Origin of the sequence: Kosakonia sp. LAM2021 (assembly GCF_016620385.1) — a bacterium.
Classification (GTDB): Bacteria; Pseudomonadota; Gammaproteobacteria; order Enterobacterales; family Enterobacteriaceae; genus Kosakonia; species Kosakonia sacchari.
Map to the genome: position 1 here is coordinate 811,558 of NZ_JAENHT010000001.1, position 24,996 is coordinate 836,553.

A 24,996-nucleotide genomic window follows, 5' to 3' on the forward strand; every position below is an offset into this window, starting at 1 on the left:
AGGCCTGGCTGAAGCTCCAGGATAGCCAACTGAGGAGAAAGACATGGCGGTAATACAAACAGCCCAGGCGTGTGACCTGGTCATTTTCGGCGCCAAGGGCGACCTTGCCCGCCGGAAATTGCTGCCTTCCCTGTACCAACTGGAAAAAGCGGGCCAGATCCACCCGGAGACACGAATCCTGGGCGTGGGCCGCGCTGATTGGGATAAGGAAGCGTATACCAAGGTTGTTCGCGAAGCGCTTGAAACCTTTATGAAGGAGAAGATCGACGAGAGCCTGTGGGACAAGCTGAGTGGTCGTCTGGATTTTTGCAATCTGGATGTCAACGATACGTCTGCATTCAAACGTCTCGGCGAGATGCTGGATCAAAAAAATCGCACCACCATCAACTATTTCGCCATGCCGCCAAGCACCTTTGGTGCAATCTGCAAAGGCCTGGGTGAAGCCAAACTGAACGCCAAACCGGCGCGCGTGGTGATGGAAAAACCGCTGGGCACATCGCTTGCCACATCGCGGGAAATCAATGACCAGGTGGGCGAGTTTTTCGAAGAGTGCCAAGTTTATCGTATCGACCATTACCTCGGTAAAGAGACGGTGCTCAACCTGCTGGCGCTGCGTTTTGCTAACTCTCTTTTCGTCAATAACTGGGACAATCGCACCATCGATCACGTTGAAATCACCGTGGCGGAAGAGGTGGGCATTGAAGGGCGCTGGGGCTATTTCGACCAGGCCGGACAAATGCGCGATATGATCCAGAACCACCTGTTGCAAATTCTGTGCATGATTGCCATGTCGCCGCCGTCCGATCTGAGCGCCGACAGTATTCGTGACGAGAAAGTAAAAGTGTTGAAGTCGCTGCGCCGTATTGATCGCACCAATGTGCGTGAAAAAACCGTCCGCGGCCAGTACAGCGCCGGTTTCGCCCAGGGCAAAAAAGTGCCGGGTTATCTGGAAGAAGAAGGCGCGAATAAGACCAGCAACACCGAGACGTTCGTTGCTATCCGTGTCGACATTGATAACTGGCGCTGGGCTGGCGTGCCGTTCTACCTGCGCACCGGTAAACGTCTGCCGACCAAATGTTCTGAAGTGGTTGTTTACTTTAAAACACCGGAACTGAATCTGTTCAAAGAGTCCTGGCAGGATCTGCCGCAGAACAAGCTGACTATTCGCCTGCAGCCGGACGAAGGGGTGGATATCCAGGTGCTGAACAAAGTGCCGGGGCTCGATCACAAACACAATCTGCAAATCACCAAGCTGGATCTGAGCTACTCCGAAACGTTCAATCAGACGCATCTGGCGGATGCCTATGAGCGTCTGTTACTGGAAACAATGCGCGGTATTCAGGCGCTGTTTGTGCGCCGTGACGAAGTGGAAGAAGCATGGAAATGGGTGGATTCCATCACGGAAGCCTGGGCGGCGGATAACGACTCGCCGAAACCTTACCAGGCAGGAACATGGGGGCCTGTGGCCTCGGTAGCCATGATCACCCGTGATGGCCGTTCCTGGAACGAGTTTGAGTGATTAGCCTCTGGTTAGCGTTGCGCAATTTTACCGGTAACATGATCTAACTCAGCTATCCGAACAATTTTTCATCTTTCAAGCCCCGACTGGATTCACCAGCGGGGCTTTTTTTATTACACTGGCTGAAGCGATTTTGCCTTTGGGGCGCGGCGCTCTGGTGCTTTCAGCTTGTTACGTAAAGCTAATCGCACTGTTAACGCGGCTTCCCCGGACAGATAAACTTCAGGAGCCTCTATGAACCCGACAATGTTACGCGTAACAAATCGCATTATTGAACGTTCGCGCGAAACCCGCTCAGCCTATCTGGCGCGTATTGAACAAGCGAAAAGCGACACCGTACGCCGCTCAACACTCGCTTGCGGTAACCTGGCGCACGGCTTTGCTGCTTGCCAGCCCGATGATAAAGCCTCCCTCAAAAGCATGTTGCGCAACAACATTGCGATCATCACCTCTTATAACGACATGCTCTCTGCGCACCAGCCTTACGAGGTCTATCCTGATATTATTCGTAAAGCACTGCATTCAGTGAATGCAGTCGGGCAGGTGGCTGGTGGTGTTCCGGCCATGTGCGATGGCGTAACGCAAGGTCAGGACGGGATGGAGTTATCCTTACTGAGCCGCGAAGTGATTGCCATGTCTGCTGCGGTCGGCCTGTCGCATAACATGTTCGATGGCGCGCTGTATCTGGGCGTGTGCGATAAAATCGTCCCGGGGCTGGCAATGGCAGCATTGTCGTTTGGTCACCTGCCGGCAGTGTTTGTGCCATCAGGCCCGATGGCGAGCGGCCTGGCAAACAAAGAGAAAGTGCGTATCCGCCAGCTGTATGCTGAGGGCAAAGTCGATCGCATGGCGCTGCTGGAGTCAGAAGCCGCGTCCTATCACGCCCCAGGCACCTGTACCTTCTACGGTACCGCCAACACCAATCAGATGGTGATTGAGTTTATGGGCATGCAATTGCCGGGTTCCTCGTTTGTGCATCCGGATGCGCCGCTTCGCAAAGCGTTGACGGAGGCTGCTGCTCGCCAGGTGACGCGCCTTACCGGCAATGGCAACGAATGGATGCCGCTTGGCAAAATGATTGATGAAAAAGTGGTGGTTAACGGTATCGTTTCGCTGCTGGCGACCGGCGGTTCCACAAACCACACCATGCATCTGGTGGCGATGGCGCGTGCAGCGGGCATTATCATTAACTGGGATGATTTCTCCGATCTCTCAGACGTTGTTCCTTTGCTGGCGCGCCTCTACCCGAATGGCCCGGCGGATATTAATCACTTCCAGGCAGCCGGCGGTGTGCCGGTCTTACTGCGCGAGCTGCTGAAAGGCGGTCTGCTGCATGAAGATGTTAATACTGTCGCAGGCTTTGGCCTGGCGCGTTATACCCACGAGCCGTGGCTCAACAACGGCGAGCTTGACTGGCGTGATGGCGCAGCCGCGTCGCTGGATGACAACGTAATCGCCAGCATTGATAAACCATTTTCTAAACATGGCGGCACTAAAGTACTGAGCGGCAACCTCGGACGCGCGGTAATGAAAACCTCCGCCGTACCGGTAGAAAACCAGGTGATTGAAGCACCGGCGGTGATTTTTGAAAGCCAGCATGACGTGCTGCCCGCATTTGAGGCAGGGCTGCTGGATCGCGATTGTGTGGTCGTTGTTCGTCATCAGGGGCCAAAAGCGAACGGTATGCCAGAATTACATAAACTCATGCCGCCACTTGGTGTATTATTGGACCGCCGTTTCAAAATTGCATTAGTTACTGATGGACGGCTGTCAGGAGCATCAGGTAAAGTGCCGTCGGCAATCCACGTTACACCAGAAGCATATGATGGTGGGTTGTTGGCAAAAGTGCATGATGGCGACATGATTCGGGTTAACGGGCAGACCGGCGAATTAACGCTGCTGGTTGATGACAACGTTCTTGCCGCACGTCAGCCACATATTCCTGACCTTAGCGCGATGCGCGTGGGCACAGGGCGCGAAATGTTTGGTGCGCTGCGGGAAAAACTTTCCGGCGCGGAACAAGGCGCGACCTGTATCACTTTTTAAGACGACAAGATTTTAGTTCTGGCGAGAGAAAAACACTGATGAAAAACTGGAAAACGAGTGCAGAAGCAATCCTGAAAACGGGTCCGGTAGTGCCGGTAATCGTAGTGAACAAACTGGAGCACGCCGTACCGATGGCGAAAGCGCTGGTTGCAGGTGGTGTTCGCGTTCTGGAAGTGACTCTGCGTACGGCTTGCGCTATCGACGCTATTCGCGCTATCGCGAAGGAAGTGCCGGACGCGATTATCGGTGCTGGTACCGTGCTGAACCCGCAGCAGCTGGCTGAAGTAACCGCAGCTGGCGCTCAGTTCGCCATCAGCCCGGGTCTGACCGAGCCGCTGCTGAAAGCCGCAACCGAAGGCACTATCCCGTTGATCCCGGGTATCAGCACCGTTTCTGAACTGATGCTGGGTATGGACTACGGTCTGAAAGAGTTTAAATTCTTCCCGGCAGAAGCTAATGGTGGCACCAAAGCGCTGCAGGCGATCGCGGGTCCGTTCTCGCAGGTTCGTTTCTGCCCGACTGGCGGTATTTCTCCGGCTAACTACCGTGATTACCTGGCGCTGAAAAGCGTGCTGTGTATCGGTGGTTCCTGGCTGGTGCCGGCCGATGCGCTGGAAGCAGGCGACTACGATCGCATCACTAAACTGGCTCGCGAAGCAGTAGAAGGCGCGAAACAGTAATTTTCGGCGGGTCTGAAGTCCACCTGATAAAAAGCCCGGTCAGCTAACGCCGACCGGGCTTTTTTATGGTTTTGATTCGTCCAGGGCTACGGACATCAAAAGATGCGACTCCGTTTATTGCCCCCGGATTTAGTTCTCAAGGGGCTGGCAGGTGCTTCTGCGAGAGTTGTGTACGCCTCCAGGCAACAATCAATTCCGCCCGTGAGGCAGATTACCCGTTGACTGTCACCGCCGCCGCCGCCGCAATGGCATATTCCACCGCTTTTTCAACGTTATCTGCCACGGCCAGCGCGACGCCCATACGGCGGGAGCCCGCAATTTCCGGCTTACCAAACAGGCGCAGCTGCACGCCAGCACCTACGGCGTTGTTTACGTTATCAAAGGTGACATTCTGGCTGGTCAGGCGAGGCAGGATCACGGCCGAAGCAGATGGACCATACTGGCGAATCGCACCAATGGGCATGCCGAGAAATGCGCGGACATGCAAAGCAAACTCGGAAAGATCCTGTGAAATCAAGGTCACCATGCCGGTATCGTGCGGGCGCGGAGAAACTTCGCTGAAGATAACGTCATCCCCGCACACAAAAAGCTCAACGCCAAACAGACCATACCCGCCAAGTGCCAGCACCACTTTGCTGGCGATCGCTTGTGCGCGCTCCAGCGCCAGAGGCGACATCTGCTGCGGTTGCCAGGATTCGCGGTAGTCACCATCTTCCTGGCGATGGCCGACCGGTGCGCAGAAATGTACGCCGTCGACCGCGCTGATGGTCAGCAGTGTGATTTCAAAATCAAAGTTGACCACGCCTTCAACAATCACCCGACCGGCGCCTGCGCGGCCGCCTTGTTGGGCATATTCCCAGGCGTCTGCTAATTGATCGGCGCTTTTAATAAAGCTCTGGCCTTTACCGGAAGAACTCATCACCGGTTTTACAATACAGGGCAAACCTATCTCCGCGACGGCTTGCTGAAATGCAGCTTCACAGTCGGCAAAGCGGTAGCTGGAGGTCGGCAACTGTAACTCTTCAGCCGCCAGGCGGCGGATACCTTCACGATTCATCGTTAGCTTAGTGGCGCGTGCGCAAGGGACGACATGCTGACCCTGCGCTTCCAGCTCAATCAGCGTGTCGGTGGCGATAGCTTCGATTTCCGGCACGATAAAGTGGGGATTCTCCAGCTCAACCAGCGCCTTCAACGCCGCGCCATCAAGCATATTGATAACATGTGAACGATGCGCAACATGCATTGCAGGTGCATCGGGATAGCGATCCACGGCGATCACTTCAATCCCCAGACGCTGACATTCGATGGCAACTTCCTTGCCCAGTTCGCCAGAGCCTAATAACATCACGCGTGTTGCTGCAGGGCGCAGCGCAGTTCCTAAAAGAGTCATAGCATCGTACCGTTAGAAAAAATTTGCGCGCAGTATAAACGAAAACGTTTGCGTCTGTCTTTTATCACTTGCGGTGGTTTTTTCATCGCGCTACTATACTGTATAAATACACAGTTAAATGAGGCTGCATCATGGCGGTAGAAGTTAAATACGTAGTCATTCGTGAAGGTGAGGAAAAAATGTCTTTTGCCAGTAAAAAGGAAGCCGATGCTTACGATAAGATGCTCGATCTGGCCGAAGTCCTCGGTGACTGGCTTGCAACAGGGCCAGTAGATCTGGAAGACAACGCGCGCGATCAGATGGCGTTGTGGCTTGCCGAGCAAAAAGAGGCGCTTAACAGCATCCTGAAATCAGGTAAATTACCGGGTGCTGAAGCTGAAGACGCGACTGCACCGGTTGACTCTTCTGATTCAGAAACGGCTGACACTGTTGATATTAAAAGTGCAGCGAAGCGCGTGAAAGTCGCCTGATCTTGCACTGCCAGCAATTTGTACCATGCTTTGAAGGGATAAAAACCAGGAGATAAGCATGAAAATAGCAGGAGTTTTCACCGGTCTGCTTTTGCTGGCAGGCAGCATGGCGGTGCATGCCGCTACGGATACATCGGTGAAATTTCCCTCGTGCGAGGGACTCAAGGCAGACGGCATCGCCGCCAGTGTTAAGCGGGATTATCTGCAGAATCGCATTGTCCGTTGGGCTGACGATCAAAAGAAACTGGGGCAGGCCGATCCGGTCGCTTGGGTCAATCCGAAGGAGATTACTGGCAAAGATGATAAATGGGTCGTGCCGTTAACCGTACGCGGGAAAAGCACTGATATTCACTATCGAGTGACTATCAATTGTAAAGGCGGAACCGCGGAGTATCAGCCGCAACCGTAACACCGCATTTTCCCATTCTTTTCAGATATAGACACTTCCTGACATCCCCCTCGCTTACTCTGTGCGCACAACTGTCATGGTAAGCGAGGGTTCTATGAGCTGGTTAAATCAACTGCAGTCGTTACTTGGTCAAAAAAGTGATACTCAGACGCCGTCATCAGATGGGCAGGGGCTCAACAATTTGTTGGTTCCGGGTGCATTAGGTGGCCTGGCGGGTCTGCTGGTCGCCAGTAAATCATCGCGTAAACTGCTCGCGAAATATGGCACCGGCGCTTTGCTGGTGGGTGGAGGTGCCGTTGCGGGCAGCGTATTGTGGAATAAGTACAAGGATCGCATCCGGGATGCGCATCAAGGCGAGCCGCAATTTGGTCAGCAAAATACGCCTCTGGATGTACGCACTGAGCGGCTGATCCTGGCGCTGGTCTTCGCCGCCAAAAGCGACGGACACATTGATGATAAAGAACGCGCAGCGATAGAACAGCAATTGCGTGAAGCGGGCGTGGAAGCGCAAGGGCAGCAACTGGTAGCGAATGCCATAGACCAGCCGCTTGACCCCGCGCGTCTGGCGCAGGGAGTGCAAAACGAAGAAGAAGCGCTGGAAGTTTACTTCCTCAGTTGCGCTGTTATCGATATCGATCATTTTATGGAGCGTAGTTATTTGAACGCCCTGGGTGACGCCTTAAAAATTCCGCAAGACGTGCGTGAAGATATCGAGGCGGATCTCAAAAAGCAGAAATTAGCGCTTAGCTGATGATCTAAATTACGTTTCGCTTGCATCGCGCGTGGGTTTTGCCACCCTTATAGGTATGTAAAACCAAATAAGAATTGTGCTATGTCGCCGAAAGCAAAAAAAATACCGCACGCCATGACGATGCATGGTGATACGCGTATCGACAACTATTACTGGCTGCGGGATGATACGCGCTCGCAGTCAGATGTTCTGGATTATCTCCATCAGGAAAATGATTACGGGCGCGAAGTGATGGCCTCCCAGCAGGCGTTGCAGGACGACGTGCTGGCAGAAATTATCTCGCGAATACCGCAGCGCGAAGTCTCCGCACCTTATATCAAAAATGGCTACCGTTACCGGCATATCTACGAGCCGGGAAGCGAGTATGCGATTTATCAACGTCAGTCGGTTCTCAGTTCCGAGTGGGATGAGTGGTCGGTGTTACTGGATGCCAACCAGCGCGCGTCACACAGCGAGTTCTATACCCTTGGCGGTATGGAAGTCTCGCCCGACAACACCATTATGGCGATTGCCGAAGATTATCTTTCCCGCAGACAATATGGTCTGCGTTTTCGCAATCTTGAGACGGGCAACTGGTATCCGGAAATGCTGGATAATGTCTCGCCGGAATTTGTCTGGGTTAACGATTCAGAAACGCTCTATTATGTGCGAAAACACGCCACTACATTACTGCCGTACCAGGTCTGGCGACACACTGTTGGCACGCCTTCGCAACAGGATGAACTGGTGTATGAAGAGCAGGACGAGACCTTTTATGTTGGCCTGAGTAAAACCACTTCCCAGCACTACATTACTATTCACCTTGCCAGCGCGACCACCAGTGAAGTGCTCCTCCTTGATGCCGAACTGCCGGATGCGCAACCGCTGCGTTTTCTGCCAAGGCGCAAAGATCACGAATATAGTCTTGATCACTACCAGCACACTTTTTACCTGCGATCCAATCGGGATGGTAAAAACTTCGGTCTGTATCGCACCAAAGTGCGCGATGAACGGCGCTGGGAAGTACTGATACCGGCGCGCGAGCAGGTGATGCTTGAAGGGTTTACGCTGTTTACTGATTGGCTGGTTGTGGAAGAACGCCAGCGCGGCCTGACCAGTTTGCGCCAGATTAACCGCAAAACCCGGGAAGTTATCGGTATCGCGTTTGATGATCCCGCCTATGTCACCTGGCTTGCTTACAACCCGGAACCGGAAACATCACGCCTGCGTTATGGCTACTCATCCATGACCATGCCAGATACGTTGTTTGAACTGGATATGGACACCGGAGAACGTCGTGTTCTGAAACAAATGGAAGTGGCGGGGTTTGATGCCAGCGATTATCGCAGCGAGCATCTGTGGATCCACGCCAGAGATGGCGTCGAAGTGCCAGTGTCGCTGGTTTATAACCATAAACATTTCCGCAAAGGAGAGAATCCGTTACTGGTTTATGGTTATGGTTCTTACGGCGCCAGTATGGATGCTGATTTTAGCAGCAGCCGGTTAAGCTTGCTGGATCGTGGCTTTGTCTGCGCTATCGCGCATATTCGCGGTGGCGGCGAATTGGGCCATTCATGGTATGAGGACGGGAAGTTCCTCAACAAAAAAAACAGTTTTAACGATTTTATTGATGTCACCGACAGCTTGCTGGCGCAAGGCTACGGCTCGCCATTGTTCTGTTACGGAATGGGGGGGAGCGCGGGTGGATTACTGATGGGCGCAGTAATCAACCAGCGTCCATCGCTGTTCCACGGTGTCATTGCCCAGGTGCCCTTTGTTGATGCTCTGACCACAATGCTTGACGAGTCAATCCCGTTGACCACCGGGGAGTTTGAAGAGTGGGGCAATCCGCAGGACGAAACCTATTATCACTACATTAAAAGCTATAGTCCGTATGACAACATTGCGGCGCACGCCTACCCGCATATGCTGGTAACGACCGGCCTTCACGATTCGCAGGTGCAATACTGGGAACCCGCAAAATGGGTCGCGAAACTTCGCGAATATAAAACCGATGATAATTTGCTATTGCTGTGCACGGATATGGATTCTGGGCACGGTGGGAAATCCGGCCGGTTTAAATCCTACGAAGGTGTTGCGCTGGAATATGCGTTTTTAATCGCCCTGGCGCAGGGAACGTTGCCCGGAAAAGGGAACAATCACTCTTCGCCGAGGTAGTGTTTTAATGTTAATCGTAGCTCCGGGCTCATGCGCTCCAGGTTGTTAAACAGCCAGCGCAGGTATCCCGGATCGCGATCGGCGATTTCAGAGACGGCTTTCCCCCGGTATTTACCGAACGTAAATGTCGTCAGCAAAGCGGGACGCCCGGTTACCGTGGCCATTTGATCGGGTGTCCAGCCGGACACCTGCATAATATCGATTAGCAGCGCAGCGGTGATGTAGCAATCATATAACGCGCGGTGGTGATGCAACCCCACAGGTGTCTGAACACTCAGCTTGCGGGATTTATACAGCGCCATGTTGCTGTATTTGATACCGGGCCACAGGCGGCGCGCCAGTTTCATGGTACAAATCCACTCCCCAGGCATTTCAGGCAGCACCCGGCGGTCAAAACTGGCGTTGTGCGCCACATACCAGTTGCTCCCGTAATAGAGCGGTACGATCTCCTCAATCCACGGCTGATGAGCGACCATCGCTTCGGTGATGTGGTGTATCGCCATGGCCTGCGGACTGATTGGCCTGTCCGGACGCACCAGATGGCTCATGGGATTAACAATCTGCCCGTCGACGACATCAACGGAGGCAATTTCAACAATGCCGCCTTGCAAATCGCAGGTTTCAGTATCGATAACGCGTAACATGCCTTGCTCCATTATTTCACTTTGGGCTCGTAAGGCAGGCGGGAGAGCGACACGGAGGCCAGACGGTGGGCTATCAACCGTTCCCTAAACCAGTTTCGCAGATGTTCCGGCTGCTCGCGTTCAACGGCTTCGGCAATCACCGGCATGTTGTAACGCTCTTTAAACGCGACACCCGCCGCAGCAAGGTCAACGTTGACCTTGTCCATCTCTTGTTGTTCGAGCTGCGCAAGATTGGTAATCATGATGTTCTCCTGGGTTCACGCGGCAAAAGTTACTAAGCCTGTCGCAGAAAGACAAGCGCGCCGCCGATGATACTCGACGCGATTATTGTACAACGTTATTCTTTGTGCCATATGCATAACTAAAAGGAATGAACAATATGCCTGCTGTAATCTCTTTCCACTGGCGAGCCATCGCATTGATTGTCAGCCTGTTTGCTACGCCTGCTGTCCTGGCGCATGCCCATCTTAAAGGGCAGTACCCGGCCGCAGATGCCGCCGTCACTGCCGCGCCACAAGCGTTAACGCTGAATTTTTCTGAAGGCATTGAGCCTAAATTTAGCGGCATCGTGGTGACCAACGCACAGCAGCAAATTATCAAGACTGGCGTGGTAAAGCGCAATGAGAATGACAAAACGCAGATGATTGTTCCGCTGGAAGAGCCGCTATCGCCGGGCAACTATACCGTTAACTGGCATGTCGTTTCAGTTGACGGGCACAAAACCCGTGGCCAGTACGCATTTTCTGTGAAGTGACTGATGTTAGCTGCCGTGTTGGTTGGATTGCGTTTTATGCATTTTGCGGCCCTGATATCGGTTTTAGGCTGCACGTTATTTAGCGTGTGGTTCGCGCCGGGCAGTCTGCAACGCCTTCTCTCGCAACGTTTTCTCTTTTGGCAACGAGGCTGTTTGTGGCTTGCTGCAGGCAGTGCAGCCGCAATGTTTGCCGTGCAGGGCGGGGCAATGGGCGATGGCTGGCAGGATGTGGTGCGTCCGGACATCTGGCTGGCAGTCGCTGCGACGCAAACCGGAGCCGTGCTGGCATGGCAAGTTATTGTTGCGTGTCTGGCGCTTGTTGTCGTGCTTATGCAACCGTTACAGCAACGTAAAATACTGCTACTGGTGATCCTGCAATTTGTCCTGGCAGCCGGAATAGGGCATGCCGCTATGCGGGAAGGCGCGATGGGCGTCGCGCAGCGGGGCAATCATGCATTGCATTTATTATGTGCCGCGATGTGGCTGGGCGGGTTGTTGCCGCTATTATTCTGCATGAAAGTGGCCCATGGTCCCTGGCGTGCGGCGGCGATTGCCGCCATGATGCGCTTTTCCTGGTACGGTCATTTCGCCGTCGCAGGGGTGATCCTCACTGGCGCTATCAATACGCTCTTAATCCGGGGTTTGGTCTGGCCATGGCAGAGCCACTGGGGCCAGGGGTTATTGTTGAAATGTGCGCTTGTGGCGCTGATGGTAGCAATTGCTGTGATGAATCGGTATGTTCTGGTGCCGCGGCTGAATCTGCAAAGCGACACCGCGCGGCAACGCTTTATCGCGTTGACCTGGGTCGAAGTAGGGCTGGGCGCACTGGTGCTGGCAGCGGTAAGTTTGTTTGCAACATGGGAACCTTTTTGAATGAACCTGGCGGGAAAAATGAAGAAGAGTTTATTAGTTCTGGTAATGCTGGCATGTTCAGGTACGGCACTGGCTTCGCCGCAGGTCATCACGGTAAGCCGCTTTGAGATTGGCAAAGACAAATGGGCATTTAACCGTGAGGAAGTCATGCTGACGTGCCGCCCAGGTCATGCATTGTATGCCATCAACCCCAGCACGCTGGTGCAATACCCGTTGAATGACATTGCTGAAAAAGAAGTTGCCAGCGGTAAGACCATTGCTCAGCCGATTAGCACCATCCAGATCGATAATCCTGCCAATCCTGGCGAAAAGATGAGCCTTGCGCCTTTTATTACACGAGCTGAGACGCTTTGTTAAAATCTAGCGATAATCCGCTGATCCACAATAAAAAACCGCAAGCCTGAGTAAACACGCCTTGCGGTTTTTTGCATTTCATAAGCGTGACGGTAACCTGATTTTTCTGACCACTTTTGTCGCGGACTGGAAAACCTGACGCCGTCATCTATTCTTAAAGGGCAAGGCGACTTAGCCTGCATTAATGCCAACTTTTAGCGCACGGCTCTCTCCCAAGAGCCATTTCCCTGGACCGAATACAGGAATCGTGTTCGGTCTTTTTTTATCTCTACGTTATGCAGGTTTCTTTATCTCGTCCTGAAAATTCCCAAAACCATACATCGCCACAAACCATAACATATTCTGCACCGCGTGCGTCCAGGTATTTTTATGTGATTGCGGTGTTTTTATGACCAGGACAATGAGTCCTCCATGTGCTGCATCAGATAACCTGCCAGCAAGTCAGGGTAAACCGTCAGGTGCCCCGGACTTACGGTTTCCCGAGGCACAGAAGAAAAAGCACCTACGCTGAAGCGGTTCTGATCGGGGAGCCGCTGATAGTTTCGCTTGATGTATTTTAGTTTTAACGAACGTTTTTGACCTGCTCGCTCTGGTTCGGGAATCAGCTACACGTCCCTGATATCATCACATCACTGATGTACTGGCAGTCCGCGTAAGTCAAAGTGAATTCTGCTCGCAGAACTTATCGCATGAGGCTGCAGCGTGCAGAGCAAAGCTATAAAAAAATCTAAATATCACGACGATATAACCGATAAGATGATCCGGCTTTTCAAGGGAATGCACATATCATGAAAATAAAGATGTTATTAGTAATGTTATTCGCTTCCGTGGTGCAGATGGCTCATAGTCAGAGCGATATAAAGCGCAATGAGCTGGAGCAGTCTGTCATCGATTTTTTTAAGAAAAGTGAACTGGTCCCGGGAAGGTGCCAGTCCGTAAAGGAAATTTTGGCAAAAGACCAAACAATCAACAGTCAAAAGAAATATTGATAGCGACTTGTGATAGCAATATTGATTTTACAAAGCCGGTATCTTTCTCTGAAATTTCACAACATGAATATACGGGAGATGCTTATATCTGCGGTGTCATCTCAGGAGAGACTGAACTTGGCCATAGAATGGGTATCCGATTTATTTCCGCAGAACCCAATCATTTCGTTATTGGTTTCAAGTTCTCGCGGCGACCGATTGTCTATATTGCTAAAAATCCGTTTACGATTGGAGAATACCGTCGGGAGATTGATTCATTTAATAAACTCAATAGCGAGATTTGCCTTTAGGCCTGCGGGTATTGAAGCTCGATAATCATCAGATATTCCGCGTGTATCTTGTATCCTGCACGGAGTGTCGCGGCTCAGGAATACTCCACGGTGCTTCGGGCAATGCTATATAACGTACAGTTGGGCTGACTTTGTCCATTGGCGAAAAGCATCAGGAAAGTGCTTCCTGCACTCAGAGGATTTGATATAGAAAAACGCCAGAATTGGCACTAACAAATATAAACCTTCCAGCAAACCAGGTTAGCTGGAAGGTTTACAGATTAACGCTCTTATGCCGAAAATAAGCCGTTAATTTTTGCAATCACATCGTCCAGTAACTCGAAACGGCGGCGGTATTCAGCTCGTTTTTTACTGGCGATTGCCTCCAGCGGTTTACGTGCGAATTGCACCGGCAAACGCCAGCGCCATGCATTCTCTTTTTCGCCTTCAATTGAAGCCCAAAATTCATCATAGCTGGCGTGGAAATGGCGGCCTTTGCTCAGGCGATAACGCAATGCACGGAAGACGTGCCCGTTATCACTGACGCCATACATTGCCGAAACGCCCGAAAGCAGGGAAATCTGGCTTATGACTTCAAGCAACATCTTTTTCGGGAAGATACCGTGGCAGGCGCGAGTGGCAACCTTTATCACTTCGTGGTTCACGTTCCTTCGCGGGCCTTGCAGACCACCAATCACCAGCGCGCGATTGCCTTCTTCACCAACCACACTAAAGGTCACGCTTGCCAGCAAGGTCTGCTCGCCATCATACATCCACAGGGTGGTTTCTCCCTCGCGCTCAGCTTTGCTGGCACAAGAGGAATAGACGCTAAAACGCGCATCATCTTTGCCAGTAAATTCAATTAGCTGCACAGGTACGGGTGAACTCAGCGCTTCAGCCAGTTTCGGTGATACTTTTTCATCAAGCCAGGCGTAGTGGCTGATGATGGCATCAGCACGTTGCGAAGCATTTAACCCGAGTGTTAAATATTGGCGATGCGATTTGCTCGGCAACGTTATTTGCGCGTCAAGTAAGCGGCTAAAATCCGGGCGCTGCGAAAGTGCGATAAGCATCCGGTTTGTGGAGGACCAGAACAGCAGCGAACGTAACAAAAACTTAATGCGGTAATTACGTTTTTTCCAAATGGGCCCTGGCACAAGACGTCCGCTTACCAGGTCGGAAATAATATGCGCATTATGATTTGAGTTAAGTTCTGTTTGCAGGCTGGGATTTGACACGGAGAAAGACCTCTAAAAGTTCAGCGCTTAGTTTAGAGGCCAGGGAAATACAAATTAACCTTGCTGCCGGCTTTATTTTCGTTCTGTTTAAGTTCTATTTAGAAATAGAGACAAAACCGATTCTCTTCGCTTCGGACAGGATTTTCCTATACTGGTGAGACAGGGGGAATGAATATGTATCAGCGTATTGACGGCATTCACTGGCGGCATATTTGGATTGTTGGCGATCTTCACGGCTGCCACCAGCGCTTGATGCAAGCCTTACGGGAACGTCACTTTGACCCTTATCAGGATTTACTCATCTGCGTCGGAGATTTAATCGATCGCGGCCCGCAGAGTCTGCAATGTCTTGAATTACTCAAGAAACCCTGGTTTCGAACCGTGCGTGGTAATCATGAGCAGATGGCTATCGACGCACTGCGTTACGGCGAGATGGCAATGTGGCAACTTAATGGCGGCACCTGGTTTAGCGCGCTTGACGAAGCACAGCAGCAACAGGCGCTCGAAGCACTGCGTGCTTGCGCTGAATTGCCATACATTTTGGAATTGCGTTGCAAGGGAGAAGTGAATGTGATTGCCCACGCAGACTACCCGGCACAGGAGTATCTGTGGGAACAGGAGGTGGATAGCGAATCCGTGCTCTGGCGGCGCGACAGGCTTAACCAGCTACTGGCAGGTAAAGGTAATCGCATCACGGGGGCCGATCATTTCTGGTTTGGTCATACCCCGCTTAAGCAGCGTTTTGATGGACACAATCAGCACTATATCGATACCGGTGCCGTTTTTGGCGGCGAACTGACGCTGGTACAGGTTCAGTGATCAGAAATCGCTGAACTCGTTAGCAGGATGCCAGAAACCATCGATAAACTCTTCTACAGGAAAACAGCCGCCGTGGCGCATTCGCTGATCGTTCATTGCGATGAGGCACTGCTGTTCCGTGTTATAGACATCAACTACGATGTCATCGCATCCACCGTCCAGGTAGCAAACAAATAAAACCAGAGCGAACATTCCATCCTCAGCGCTGTACAACGTAACGATAAGTGTAGGGGATGAATGAGGGCAGGGGAAATCAGGCAGGTAAATAACCCGTCTTGCGGACGGGTTCCCTTTGGGTCAGGCAAGACGCATAACCCAGGTATCAGATTTCTGATCGTAATGTTCGCGATAAAGCACCGAGTGTTCGCCATTCAGGATCGCGGGAATGCTGGTGTCCGCGTCCCAGGCATCAAGCTGCATACATAAATCCGGGTCAGAACTACAGGGAATGCGTAACGTTCGCTCGCCCTGATTATCTCCCTGCAACTCGGCATCATCGATTTCAAATGCGCCAATACGCACGCTGGTTTTCGTCATAATGCTCTCCGTTGATCGTCAAAAAATGTGGTATGACCAGTAAGATCACCCACATTTCAGCCTGGTACAACACTGAGCAAGTCGCCAGTCAAAAAATGCGTTTTTTTAGCGCACCGTCACGCATTACCGGCGAATAAACGCCCATCACGTACCAGTTCGCGGGGATAACTGTTTTTCAGACGCGAACCAATTTTTTTGGCAAGCCCCAGCGGCTGACCCTGGAAGGTGACAATCACTTCATCACGTGTGGGGGGATTTTGCGGGTAAATATCGCGCCCGCGATACCACTCTTCCGCCTCGGCGAGCGTCAGCGCAAATGCCAGCGGGTTATCATGGCCGGCGAGGGCAATAACGGCTTCATGTTGCCAGCGATACCCTTTGTTATACGTCTCAGCAAGACGAATACCGATACGCGAAAAACGGACCTTACCGATCAATGGCTCGATCTGTGCCGGAAATAGCCAAAGCTCTTTATCCCGCTGCCATAAATGCAGCTCGTCGCCCCAGTGAAGGCCAACTTGCGCAGCAGCCGTTACTACCTGGGCTGCGTCTTTGGGTTTCAGTGGGGTAAAGGGGAAATTACCAACCTTGTACGTCGGCGCAGGCATTGGCGCTATCGCGGCGGTTTTACGCAGGCGGGCGACGAAAAACCCTTCACAGTCGTAAATTTGTGGAAACACATGCAGAAAACCTTCTGCGGTCAGCGCCTGGTTGGCTTGCGGGAACAGTTCACCAAGCGGCAAAAATTCCACGGCATCCGGGTACTGCCTCTGCAGCCAGTGGCAAATCGCTTCGTTTTCGTCACGATTGAGGGTGCATGTCGAGTAGACCAGGGTTCCACCGGGTTTTAAGGCGTGGAATGCGCTGTCGATCAGTTCGCGCTGGGTGGCCGCAATCTCAAGGTTACTGGCAACAGACCAGTTTTTTAACGCGTCAGCGTCTTTACGAACCACACCTTCACCGGAGCAGGGCGCATCAAGCAAAATAGCGTCGAACATTTCTGGCAATGCCGGGCCGAATACGCGCCCGTCAAAATGTGTTAGCGCCACGTTGCTGATGCCGTTGCGGCTGATGTTGGCATGCAATACTTTTACGCGGCTGGCGGAAAACTCATTCGCGAGGATCGCGCCATCGTTGCCCATCCGTGCGGCGATCTGCGTGGTTTTAGAGCCGGGCGCTGCAGCGACATCCATCACCCGCTGCGGAATTTCCCCTTCGGCAAACAGTGCCGCGACGGGCAACATGGAACTGGCTTCCTGAATATAAAACAGGCCGCTCAGGTGCTCTGCGGTGCTGCCCAGTGGCAATGCGTCTTCATCATCGCGCTCGATCCAGAAACCTTCCGCACACCACGGCACTGACGTCAATTGCCAGCCATAAGGCGCGACCAGTTGCAGAAAGTCGTTAACGGAAATTTTCAGCGTATTGACGCGGATACTGCGCCGCAGCGGGCGTTGACAGGCAGCGATAAATTCATCGAACGAGAGATGTTCCGGCATGGCTTGACGCATTTGCGCCAGAAATTCATCCGGAAGATAGACAGCGTTTTGAGCCACGGTGCGTACCACAGGAGTAAAAACAGGCGCGCAGTGTAACATAAAGGCTCCGGCGCAAGCACGCCGGAGCCTGCAGGCTTAACGCGGCAGGGCGGTTCCCCACTGGCGCCACTCTTTGGGTTCGCTTTCGAGCAGCAGGAAGTGTTTACCCGGTTGCGCTTTCGGTGCCAGCGGTGTTTCCGGCGGTGTAGCGAAGGCGATACCCCCGCGAATAAACTGATTGAAAGTCCCTGTTTTCACCACGCCGCCAACAAGACCAAAGTCCAGCGAGTAGCCGGAAGCAAGCCAGAACACCGAATTATTCCGTACCAGGTGCTGATAACGTTTACTGATCCGCATGCCGATCATCACGCGATCGGAGAGCGTTCCCAGCATCATGCCGGTCACGGTGCCAACTTCGATACCGCGGAATAACACCGGAGTGCCGATGTTGATCGAACCCGCTTCCGGCGCTTCGACGACGATATTCAGGCCATCAAGGTAGCGGGAATCCGTAATGGTGGCTTCTGAAATCTCAAAGTCGCGCCGCGCGTCTCCACGGCCTGGTTCCACATTGATATAGGGCTGCAACAAGGTATCGAGATGTTCGACGCCCGCAGCGGAGATTTGCGGTGTGATCACCGAGAAGCGTGACCCGGCGCGGGCAAAGGTCTGAACATATTCCGGATACAATACCGCGCTGGCCTGGACTTCGTTCTTATCGGTAATCAGTTGCAGATCCTGAATCTGCCCAATATCAATTCCCAGATAACGAATAGGCATACCCGCCGCCAGTTTTCCGGCATCAAATGCATGTAACGTAATCTGCCCGCCGACCGCGCGAGCCGCGGTTTCCGAAGCGTAAAGCACACGTTTATCGCCTTTGCGCACACGGCCACTGGCGCCGCTAAGGTTATCGAAACTGATAGCCCCTTTTATGGCGCGTGAGAGCGGGGCGGCCTGCACGGTGAGACCGCTACCGTTCAGTTGTACTTTCGCGCCGCCTTCAGCCCAGAAAACGCTATTGCTGGTCAGCAAGTTGCGGTATTCCGGTTTGATATGCAGTTCGATATCAAACGCATTCGCGCGCGGACGCACGGTAATCACTTCGCCGACTTCAAACTTGCGGTACAGCACCACCGAACCAGCCTGCACGTCTGGCAGCGTGTCTGCCGTCAGCGTCAGCGTGGTGGTGGGCAGGTCGCTCAGGCTGTTTTCGAGGGCCTTATCAAGGTTGGCGAACAGAGGATAGCTGTTTTTCATCTCGCCTTTGGCACCTGGCAGAATGCGGATGCCGCCGCTGAGCCACTCGTTAGCGCTGGCGGCGAGGAACTCAACGCCATCCAGCCCAACTTTGACATCAACACGGCTGTTGACGACGAACTTGCTGTCGCCGTGCACTAAATCGCGATACTGCGGATCAATCGCGACGGCAAATGTAACGCCCTGGTTCGTCAGGTTGCGCTCCAGCACCTGGCCGACCTGTACGCCGTGGAGCACCAGCGGTTGCCCGGCATCAATACCATAACTTTCCGGTGCGGTGAGCGTCAGGGTTACAACGCCGGGTTCCTGCAACAGGTTTTTATCTGCCGGCAGGACAACAAACTGATTACGCGGTTGACCTTCGCCCGGCACCAGTTCCAGCGTGCTGCCGGTCAGCAGGGAGCTGAGATTGGTATTACTCAGGGAGATTTTTGGATTGTGCATTTCGATGCGTGTGTTATCGCGCAACAGGTTCACCACACTCGGATCAACCGTTAACTCGCCGCTGACAGCGCCGCCAGGATTGAGATCGATTTTAGTCAGTTGGCCCACTTCCAGCCCCTGATACATCAGCGGTGTGGAACCGGCTTTTAATCCCTGACCACCAGGCAAATCGAGTTTCACCAGTACGCCGCGCTGGCTGTGCGCTAGATCTTCATATAAGCCATATTCGTCGTCCTGGGCGGCGGGTTGCGAGGCGTCGGGGGAGTCAAACGCGATGGCGCCGTTGACCAGCGCGGCCAGGCTTTCAAGTTCGACTTTGGCACCGCTCAAGCCGACATCGGCTTTCACACCGGAAACGTTCCAGAAACGGCTGCCTTTTTTCACCAGGTTGGTAAAACGGCGTTCAATCAGCACATCAATGGTCACGCCCTGTTTATTAGCGTTGATCGAATAGTCGTACACGCGCCCGACCGGGATTTTACGGAAGTAGACCAGTGAACCGTTGTTCAGCGCCCCTAAGTCCGGGGCATGAAGATGGATCATTAATTCGCCGTTGTTCAGGCGATATTTCGGTTGCGTATCCAGCGCGGTGAAGTGCTCCTGCGGTTCGCCTTTGCCTGGCATCATGCCAATATAATTACCGCCCACCAGCGCGTCGAGCCCTGAAACGCCCGCCAGCGACGCTTTCGGTGTAACAAGCCAGAACTGGGTTTCACTGCGCAGTGCATCTTTCATATTGGATTTGATGCTGGCGCGGACTTCGATTTTTTTCAGATCTTCACTCAGGCGGATGTCCTGCACCGTGCCGACTTCAACGCCCTGATAACGAACAGGGGTGCGTCCTGCAACAATGCCATCGGCGGACATAAAATCAATCGTGATAGTGTTGCCACGATCTTCATAGCTGCTCCAGATAAGCCAGCCCGCAATGAGCAGGGCGATGACCGGGAGCAACCAGAAAGGCGAAATGCGCCGTTTTGTTTTAATACGCGCTTCAGTCGGCGAAGCGGGGGTTTCCTGACTCATGTGCATCCCAAAGTAAGCGGCTGTCCAGCCATTCCACAGCAAGAATAGTCAAAATTACCGCCGCACCGAAATAAAACGCAGCGGGTCCCATAGTAAAAGCGAGGAGTTGGTCGCGGTTAATCAGTGACATCATTAGTGAAATGACAAACAGATCGAGCATCGACCAACGCCCAATCCAGGTCACAAAGCGCAAAAGTAAAATACGAGTGCGTAACCCCTGTTCAAATTTGAAATGGATGCTAAGAAGCAGTGTAAACAGCACGATCACTTTGGTAAACGGCACCAGAATACTGGCGATAAACACCACACCTGCCACGGCAACATTGCTGTGCGCCAGCGAAATAATCCCCGACATAATCGTATCTTCTTGTCGTGTGCCGTTGACGTAAATAACGGAGATCGGCAGCAGATTCGCCGGGAACAGAAAGATCAACGAGGCGATAAGTGACGCCCAGCATTTCTGCAAACTCTGTTTACGGCGATGGGTTAAAGGAATATGACAGCGTGGACAGCGACCGCGAACGTCGGGAAAACCGGTAAAATGGCAGCCCAAACAAACCTGCAATTTGGGATCGGGGCGTTTTGCCGGGCGTTGCGGATAAAAGCGCTCCCATAGCTGTTCAACGTTCAAATGGATGAGCGTCATTACGCTTAAAATTACGAGCGCACCAAACGCAAACAACCCGATACCAGGTTGCAGGTAGGCGTAGTCCTGCACTTTAATAGAGGCGACGCCAACGCCAACCAGATAGATATCCAGCATCACCCACTCTTTCAGTTTTTCCAGCATTAACAACACGGGGCGCAGATTCATGCCGAGGATGTTGCCAAGCCATAAATAGGCGATAGCCGTAACCAGCACCAGCGGCGCGCCAACGGTGCAAAACAGCACCATCGCGCCGGTAATGGGCGAGCCTTGCGCGGTCATTTGCCAGATGCCTTGCAACAAATTGGCGTCAATGCGCACACCGAGCAGATAAAGATGCAGCAGCGGTTCACCCCACGCGAAGGGCATCAAGAGGATCATGGTCACCGCCATCGCACCGAGGCGCGTTAAAGACCAGTCTCGTCCATCACGGACTTTGGCATCACAACTGGGGCAAAATGCGCTTTGGTGCGATTTCATAACCGGTAACGCAAAAAGCGTATCGCACTGGGGACAGCGCTGGTAATGTGCGCGTGGCAGCGCTTCGCCCACGCGATGAACGGCGATTTTTTTCCCCGGCGTAATTTGTTGTATCTTTAGTGCCATTACGGGTATCAGAAAATGTTTAGATGGATCTATCTTAACTCATGAATGGAACATCTTGAGCATCAACGCATTTAATGCTTATTTTAATAGGCTAAGCAGTTTTTCGAAGTAAGACACCAAAATGGTTGGACAATGAACAAAACAGAATTTTACGCGGACTTAAACCGCGATTTTCAGGCGTTAATGGCAGGTGAAACCAGTTTTTTAGCGACGCTCGCGAATACCAGCGCGCTGTTGTTTGAACGCCTTGATGGGGTGAACTGGGCGGGTTTTTATCTTCTGGAAGCGAATACGCTAGTATTAGGGCCGTTCCAGGGGAAAATTGCCTGTGTGCGCATTCCGGTTGGGCGCGGGGTTTGTGGCGCTGCAGTCGCGCAAAACCGCGTACAGCGTGTAGAAGATGTGCATCAGTTCGATGGACATATCGCCTGCGATGCGGCAAGTAATTCTGAAATCGTACTGCCGGTAGCGGTAAACAATCAGATTATTGGCGTGCTGGATATCGACAGCGTCGTCTTTTCTCGCTTCACCGCCGAGGATGAACAGGGGCTGCGCGAGCTGGTTTCGCATCTTGAAAACGTTCTTGCGGCGACCGATTATCAAAAAATCTTTGCACCCGTCGCAGGATAATCAACGGATAACGTAGCATTTACCGATAGCGTCATTATAATGACGCCTGTTCATGCCTGCGCTTGTTGGCAACGTCCGTTGTAATCAGGAAATTTCATGGAAAATCAACCTAAGTTGAATAGCAGTAAAGAAGTTATCGCTTTTTTGGCCGAACGTTTCCCTCACTGTTTCAGTGCTGAAGGCGAAGCACGCCCCCTGAAAATCGGTATTTTTCAGGATCTCGTCGAGCGTGTTGAGGGTGAGATGAATCTCAGCAAAACCCAACTTCGTTCCGCTTTACGTCTTTATACTTCAAGCTGGCGTTACCTGTACGGTATCAAAGCTGGTGCGGCGCGTGTGGATCTCGATGGCAACGCTTGTGGCGTGCTGGATGAGCAACATGTAGAACACGCCCGCAAACAGCTTGAAGAAGCCAAAGCACGCGTTCAGGCACAACGTGCTGAACAGCAAGCTAAAAAACGAGAAGCCGCTGCTGCCGCAGGTCAAGAAGAGGCGCCGCGCCGTGAGCGTAAAGCCCGCCCGGCTCCGCGTCGTAAAGAGGGTGCTGAACGCAAACCTCGTACTGACAAACCTGTTGCGAAAACCCAGCGTGCACCTCAGCAGGAAGAGCGCCATACGCCAGTTTCAGATTTATCTGTACTGAGCGTTGGTCAAAACCTGAAGGTGAAAGCAGGGAACAATGCGATGGACGCCACGGTGCTGGAAATCACGAAAGATGGCGTTCGCGTACAGCTTAGCTCGGGTATGTCGATGATTGTACGCGCAGAACATTTAATGTTCTGAAACGGAGGCCTGGCCTGGCATGAACACTTTGTTTAAGCGCACAGCATTGGCTGGTCTGTTATTTGTAACAGGTCACGCTCTGGCTGTGGAAGATATTACCCGTGCCGATCAAATTCCGGTATTAAAGGAAGAGACCCAGCACGCGACGGTGAGCGAACGCGTAACCTCGCGTTTTACCCGCTCTCACTACCGTCAGTTTGATTTAGACGCCGCTTTTTCGGCGAAGATTTTCAATCGCTATCTCAATCTGCTCGACTATAGCCACAATGTGCTGTTGGCGAGCGATGTCGAACAGTTCTCACAGAAAAAAGGCCTGATTGGCGACGAGCTGCGCAGCGGTAAACTGGACGTATTTTACGACCTGTACAACCTTGCGCAGAAGCGTCGTTTTGAGCGCTACCAGTACGCGCTGAAAGTGCTTGAGCGTCCGATGGATTTTTCCGGTAATGACACCTTTAATCTCGACCGTAGCAAAGCGCCATGGCCGAAAGATGAAGCGGAACTGAATGCGCTCTGGGACAGCAAAGTTAAGTATGATGAACTTAGTCTGAAGCTGACCGGGAAAGACGAGAAAGAGATCCGCGAAACGCTGACGCGTCGCTATAAGTTTGCGATTCGTCGTTTAGCGCAAACCAATAGCGAAGACGTATTTTCGTTAGCCATGACCTCTTTTGCGCGTGAAATCGACCCGCACACCAACTACCTCTCTCCGCGTAATACCGAACAATTTAATACCGAGATGAGCCTGTCTCTTGAGGGGATTGGCGCGGTATTGCAGGGAGATGACGATTATACCGTGATCAACTCTATGGTCGCGGGTGGCCCGGCAGCGAAAAGCAAAGCCATCAGCGTTGGCGATCGTATCGTTGGCGTAGGGCAAACCGGGCAGAACATGGTCGATGTTATCGGCTGGCGTCTTGACGATGTGGTTGCACTGATTAAAGGACCAAAAGGGAGTAAAGTGCGCCTTGAAATCCTGCCGGCGGGCAAGGGCACCAAAACGCGCATTGTTACACTGACGCGTGAACGGATTCGCCTTGAAGACCGCGCAGTGAAAATGTCAGTGAAGAGCGTCGGTAAAGAAAAAGTTGGCGTTCTCGACATCCCTGGCTTCTACGTTGGTCTGACTGACGATGTCAAAGTCCAGTTGCAAAAACTTGAAAAACAAAACGTTAGCAGCGTGGTTATCGACCTGCGTACTAATGGCGGCGGCGCGTTGACAGAAGCGGTATCGCTCTCCGGTCTGTTTATTCCGTCCGGCCCGGTGGTACAGGTACGTGATAACAACGGTAAAGTGCGTGAAGACAGCGATACCGATGGCGTGGTCTATTATAAAGGCCCGCTGGTGGTGCTGGTTGACCGCTTTAGCGCCTCTGCATCCGAAATCTTTGCCGCGGCAATGCAGGACTATGGCCGTGCGCTGATCGTCGGTGAACCGACGTTCGGTAAAGGCACTGTTCAGCAATATCGCTCGCTCAACCGTATTTACGATCAGATGCTTCGTCCTGAGTGGCCCGCGCTGGGATCGGTACAGTACACCATCCAGAAATTCTATCGTGTTAACGGTGGGAGCACGCAGCGCAAAGGTGTAACGCCGGACATTATTATGCCGACGGGAACGCAGGTTACTGAAACTGGTGAAAAATTTGAAGACAACGCATTGCCGTGGGACAGCATCAACGCGGCTACGTTCGTGAAGTCTGGCGATTTGAAACCGTTTGGTGCGGAGCTGCTCAAAGATCATGAGGAACGGATCGCTAAAGATCCTGAGTTCCAGTACATCATGAAGGACATTGCGCGTTTCGATGCGTTGAAAGATAAACGTAATATCGTTTCTCTTAACCTGGCGCAGCGTGAGAAAGAGAATGCAGAAGATGATGCCATTCGTCTCTCTCGTCTCAACGATCGCTTCAAACGCGAAGGCAAGCCGCTACTGAAAAAACTGGACGATTTGCCAAAGGATTATCAGGAGCCCGATCCGTATCTCGATGAAACGGTTCATATTGCCCTGGATCTCGCGCATCTGGAAAAAGATCAATCAGCGGAACAACCCGCTCCCGCGAAGTAAAATAAAACAGGCACAAGAAATTGTGCCTGTTTTTTAACAAATCGTCTCTGGCGTAAGCAACGTACTACAAAATGTAAAGTTGTGTTTTTCTCGTGA

At 52.4% G+C, this 24,996-nt stretch carries 24 protein-coding genes; 15 read left to right on the top strand and 9 right to left on the bottom strand.

The window, feature by feature from the left end; all coding sequences use genetic code 11:
- The first annotated feature begins 43 nt into the window (after window positions 1-43).
- The 3 genes from zwf (at window position 44) to kdgA (ending at window position 4,245) form a co-directional block, all read left to right on the top strand.
- Entirely contained in the window at window positions 44-1,519 is a 1,476-nt protein-coding gene (gene zwf, locus JKP81_RS03845) for a glucose-6-phosphate dehydrogenase (protein ID WP_020454115.1), read from the top strand.
- A 234-nt stretch (window positions 1,520-1,753) separates the two neighbouring features.
- Window positions 1,754-3,565 (top strand): phosphogluconate dehydratase, encoded by a 1,812-nt coding sequence (gene edd / locus JKP81_RS03850; RefSeq protein WP_065368194.1) that lies wholly within the window; start codon window positions 1,754-1,756, stop codon window positions 3,563-3,565.
- Between the two features lie 38 nt (window positions 3,566-3,603).
- Window positions 3,604-4,245: a bifunctional 4-hydroxy-2-oxoglutarate aldolase/2-dehydro-3-deoxy-phosphogluconate aldolase gene (gene kdgA, locus JKP81_RS03855; protein ID WP_007371596.1), complete on the top strand. Its 642-nt coding sequence runs from the start codon at window positions 3,604-3,606 to the stop codon at window positions 4,243-4,245.
- 211 nt (window positions 4,246-4,456) lie between these two features.
- Here the strand turns inward: kdgA and purT are convergent, their stop codons facing one another.
- Entirely contained in the window at window positions 4,457-5,635 is a 1,179-nt protein-coding gene (purT, locus tag JKP81_RS03860) for a formate-dependent phosphoribosylglycinamide formyltransferase (RefSeq protein ID WP_200550643.1), read from the bottom strand.
- A 131-nt stretch (window positions 5,636-5,766) separates the two neighbouring features.
- Between purT and JKP81_RS03865 the strand changes: the two genes are divergently transcribed.
- From JKP81_RS03865 to ptrB, 4 genes are all read left to right on the top strand, one after another.
- Window positions 5,767-6,105 carry a YebG family protein gene (locus JKP81_RS03865; protein ID WP_200550644.1) on the top strand — a complete coding sequence of 113 codons (339 nt, stop codon included), beginning with the start codon at window positions 5,767-5,769 and terminating at the stop codon, window positions 6,103-6,105.
- Between the two features lie 58 nt (window positions 6,106-6,163).
- Complete coding sequence (yebF, locus tag JKP81_RS03870) at window positions 6,164-6,514, top strand: protein YebF (RefSeq protein WP_200550645.1); 351 nt, start codon at window positions 6,164-6,166, stop codon at window positions 6,512-6,514.
- A 94-nt stretch (window positions 6,515-6,608) separates the two neighbouring features.
- On the top strand, window positions 6,609-7,265 hold the full coding sequence (locus JKP81_RS03875; RefSeq protein WP_200550646.1) for a tellurite resistance TerB family protein: 657 nt from the start codon (window positions 6,609-6,611) through the stop codon (window positions 7,263-7,265).
- A gap of 81 nt (window positions 7,266-7,346) precedes the next feature.
- Complete coding sequence (gene ptrB / locus JKP81_RS03880; protein WP_200550647.1) at window positions 7,347-9,422, top strand: oligopeptidase B; 2,076 nt, start codon at window positions 7,347-7,349, stop codon at window positions 9,420-9,422.
- On the opposite strand, the gene exoX is transcribed toward ptrB, so the two are convergent.
- Window positions 9,404-10,066 (bottom strand): exodeoxyribonuclease X, encoded by a 663-nt coding sequence (exoX, locus tag JKP81_RS03885; RefSeq protein ID WP_200550648.1) that lies wholly within the window; start codon window positions 10,064-10,066, stop codon window positions 9,404-9,406. The genes ptrB and exoX overlap by 19 nt on opposite strands.
- Window positions 10,067-10,077: 11 nt before the next feature.
- On the bottom strand, window positions 10,078-10,308 hold the full coding sequence (locus JKP81_RS03890) for a DNA polymerase III subunit theta (protein WP_017456949.1): 231 nt from the start codon (window positions 10,306-10,308) through the stop codon (window positions 10,078-10,080).
- Window positions 10,309-10,445: 137 nt separating this feature from the next.
- Here JKP81_RS03890 and yobA point away from each other — a divergent pair, with 137 nt between their 5' ends.
- From yobA to JKP81_RS03910, 4 genes are all read left to right on the top strand, one after another.
- Window positions 10,446-10,820 (top strand): CopC domain-containing protein YobA, encoded by a 375-nt coding sequence (gene yobA, locus JKP81_RS03895; RefSeq protein WP_200550649.1) that lies wholly within the window; start codon window positions 10,446-10,448, stop codon window positions 10,818-10,820.
- A gap of 3 nt (window positions 10,821-10,823) precedes the next feature.
- Entirely contained in the window at window positions 10,824-11,693 is an 870-nt protein-coding gene (copD, locus tag JKP81_RS03900; RefSeq protein WP_200550650.1) for a copper homeostasis membrane protein CopD, read from the top strand.
- Window positions 11,694-11,711: 18 nt separating this feature from the next.
- Window positions 11,712-12,050, top strand: a complete 339-nt coding sequence (locus JKP81_RS03905; RefSeq protein WP_200550651.1) for a YebY family protein — start codon at window positions 11,712-11,714, stop codon at window positions 12,048-12,050.
- A 922-nt stretch (window positions 12,051-12,972) separates the two neighbouring features.
- The gene (locus tag JKP81_RS03910; RefSeq protein WP_200550652.1) at window positions 12,973-13,326 is read left to right on the top strand and encodes a hypothetical protein; all 354 of its coding nucleotides are present in this window, start codon (window positions 12,973-12,975) and stop codon (window positions 13,324-13,326) included.
- 269 nt (window positions 13,327-13,595) lie between these two features.
- Here JKP81_RS03910 and JKP81_RS03915 read toward each other — a convergent pair whose 3' ends face one another.
- On the bottom strand, window positions 13,596-14,543 hold the full coding sequence (locus JKP81_RS03915; RefSeq protein WP_200550653.1) for a VirK/YbjX family protein: 948 nt from the start codon (window positions 14,541-14,543) through the stop codon (window positions 13,596-13,598).
- 174 nt (window positions 14,544-14,717) lie between these two features.
- Between JKP81_RS03915 and pphA the strand changes: the two genes are divergently transcribed.
- Window positions 14,718-15,362 (top strand): protein-serine/threonine phosphatase, encoded by a 645-nt coding sequence (pphA, locus tag JKP81_RS03920; protein WP_200550654.1) that lies wholly within the window; start codon window positions 14,718-14,720, stop codon window positions 15,360-15,362.
- Here the strand turns inward: pphA and JKP81_RS03925 are convergent, their stop codons facing one another.
- The 5 genes from JKP81_RS03925 to yebS all read right to left on the bottom strand — a co-directional run bounded on the left by JKP81_RS03925 (window position 15,363) and on the right by yebS (window position 21,419).
- On the bottom strand, window positions 15,363-15,554 hold the full coding sequence (locus JKP81_RS03925) for a YebW family protein (RefSeq protein WP_017456957.1): 192 nt from the start codon (window positions 15,552-15,554) through the stop codon (window positions 15,363-15,365).
- A 105-nt stretch (window positions 15,555-15,659) separates the two neighbouring features.
- Window positions 15,660-15,899, bottom strand: a complete 240-nt coding sequence (locus tag JKP81_RS03930) for a YebV family protein (protein ID WP_017456958.1) — start codon at window positions 15,897-15,899, stop codon at window positions 15,660-15,662.
- Window positions 15,900-16,015: 116 nt separating this feature from the next.
- The gene (rsmF, locus tag JKP81_RS03935) at window positions 16,016-17,455 is read right to left on the bottom strand and encodes a 16S rRNA (cytosine(1407)-C(5))-methyltransferase RsmF (RefSeq protein ID WP_200550655.1); all 1,440 of its coding nucleotides are present in this window, start codon (window positions 17,453-17,455) and stop codon (window positions 16,016-16,018) included.
- 78 nt (window positions 17,456-17,533) lie between these two features.
- The gene (locus JKP81_RS03940; RefSeq protein WP_200550656.1) at window positions 17,534-20,167 is read right to left on the bottom strand and encodes a PqiB family protein; all 2,634 of its coding nucleotides are present in this window, start codon (window positions 20,165-20,167) and stop codon (window positions 17,534-17,536) included.
- Entirely contained in the window at window positions 20,136-21,419 is a 1,284-nt protein-coding gene (gene yebS / locus JKP81_RS03945; protein ID WP_200550657.1) for a membrane integrity lipid transport subunit YebS, read from the bottom strand. Before yebS ends, JKP81_RS03940 begins: the two co-directional genes overlap by 32 nt.
- Window positions 21,420-21,551: 132 nt before the next feature.
- On the opposite strand from yebS, the gene JKP81_RS03950 reads away from it, so the two are divergent.
- The 3 genes from JKP81_RS03950 to prc all read left to right on the top strand — a co-directional run bounded on the left by JKP81_RS03950 (window position 21,552) and on the right by prc (window position 24,900).
- Window positions 21,552-22,049, top strand: a complete 498-nt coding sequence (locus tag JKP81_RS03950; RefSeq protein WP_200550658.1) for a GAF domain-containing protein — start codon at window positions 21,552-21,554, stop codon at window positions 22,047-22,049.
- A gap of 96 nt (window positions 22,050-22,145) precedes the next feature.
- Window positions 22,146-22,832, top strand: coding sequence for an RNA chaperone ProQ (proQ, locus tag JKP81_RS03955; RefSeq protein WP_131409613.1), 687 nt, complete (start codon window positions 22,146-22,148; stop codon window positions 22,830-22,832).
- A gap of 19 nt (window positions 22,833-22,851) precedes the next feature.
- Window positions 22,852-24,900: a carboxy terminal-processing peptidase gene (gene prc / locus JKP81_RS03960; RefSeq protein WP_200550659.1), complete on the top strand. Its 2,049-nt coding sequence runs from the start codon at window positions 22,852-22,854 to the stop codon at window positions 24,898-24,900.
- The last annotated feature ends 96 nt before the right edge of the window (window positions 24,901-24,996 follow it).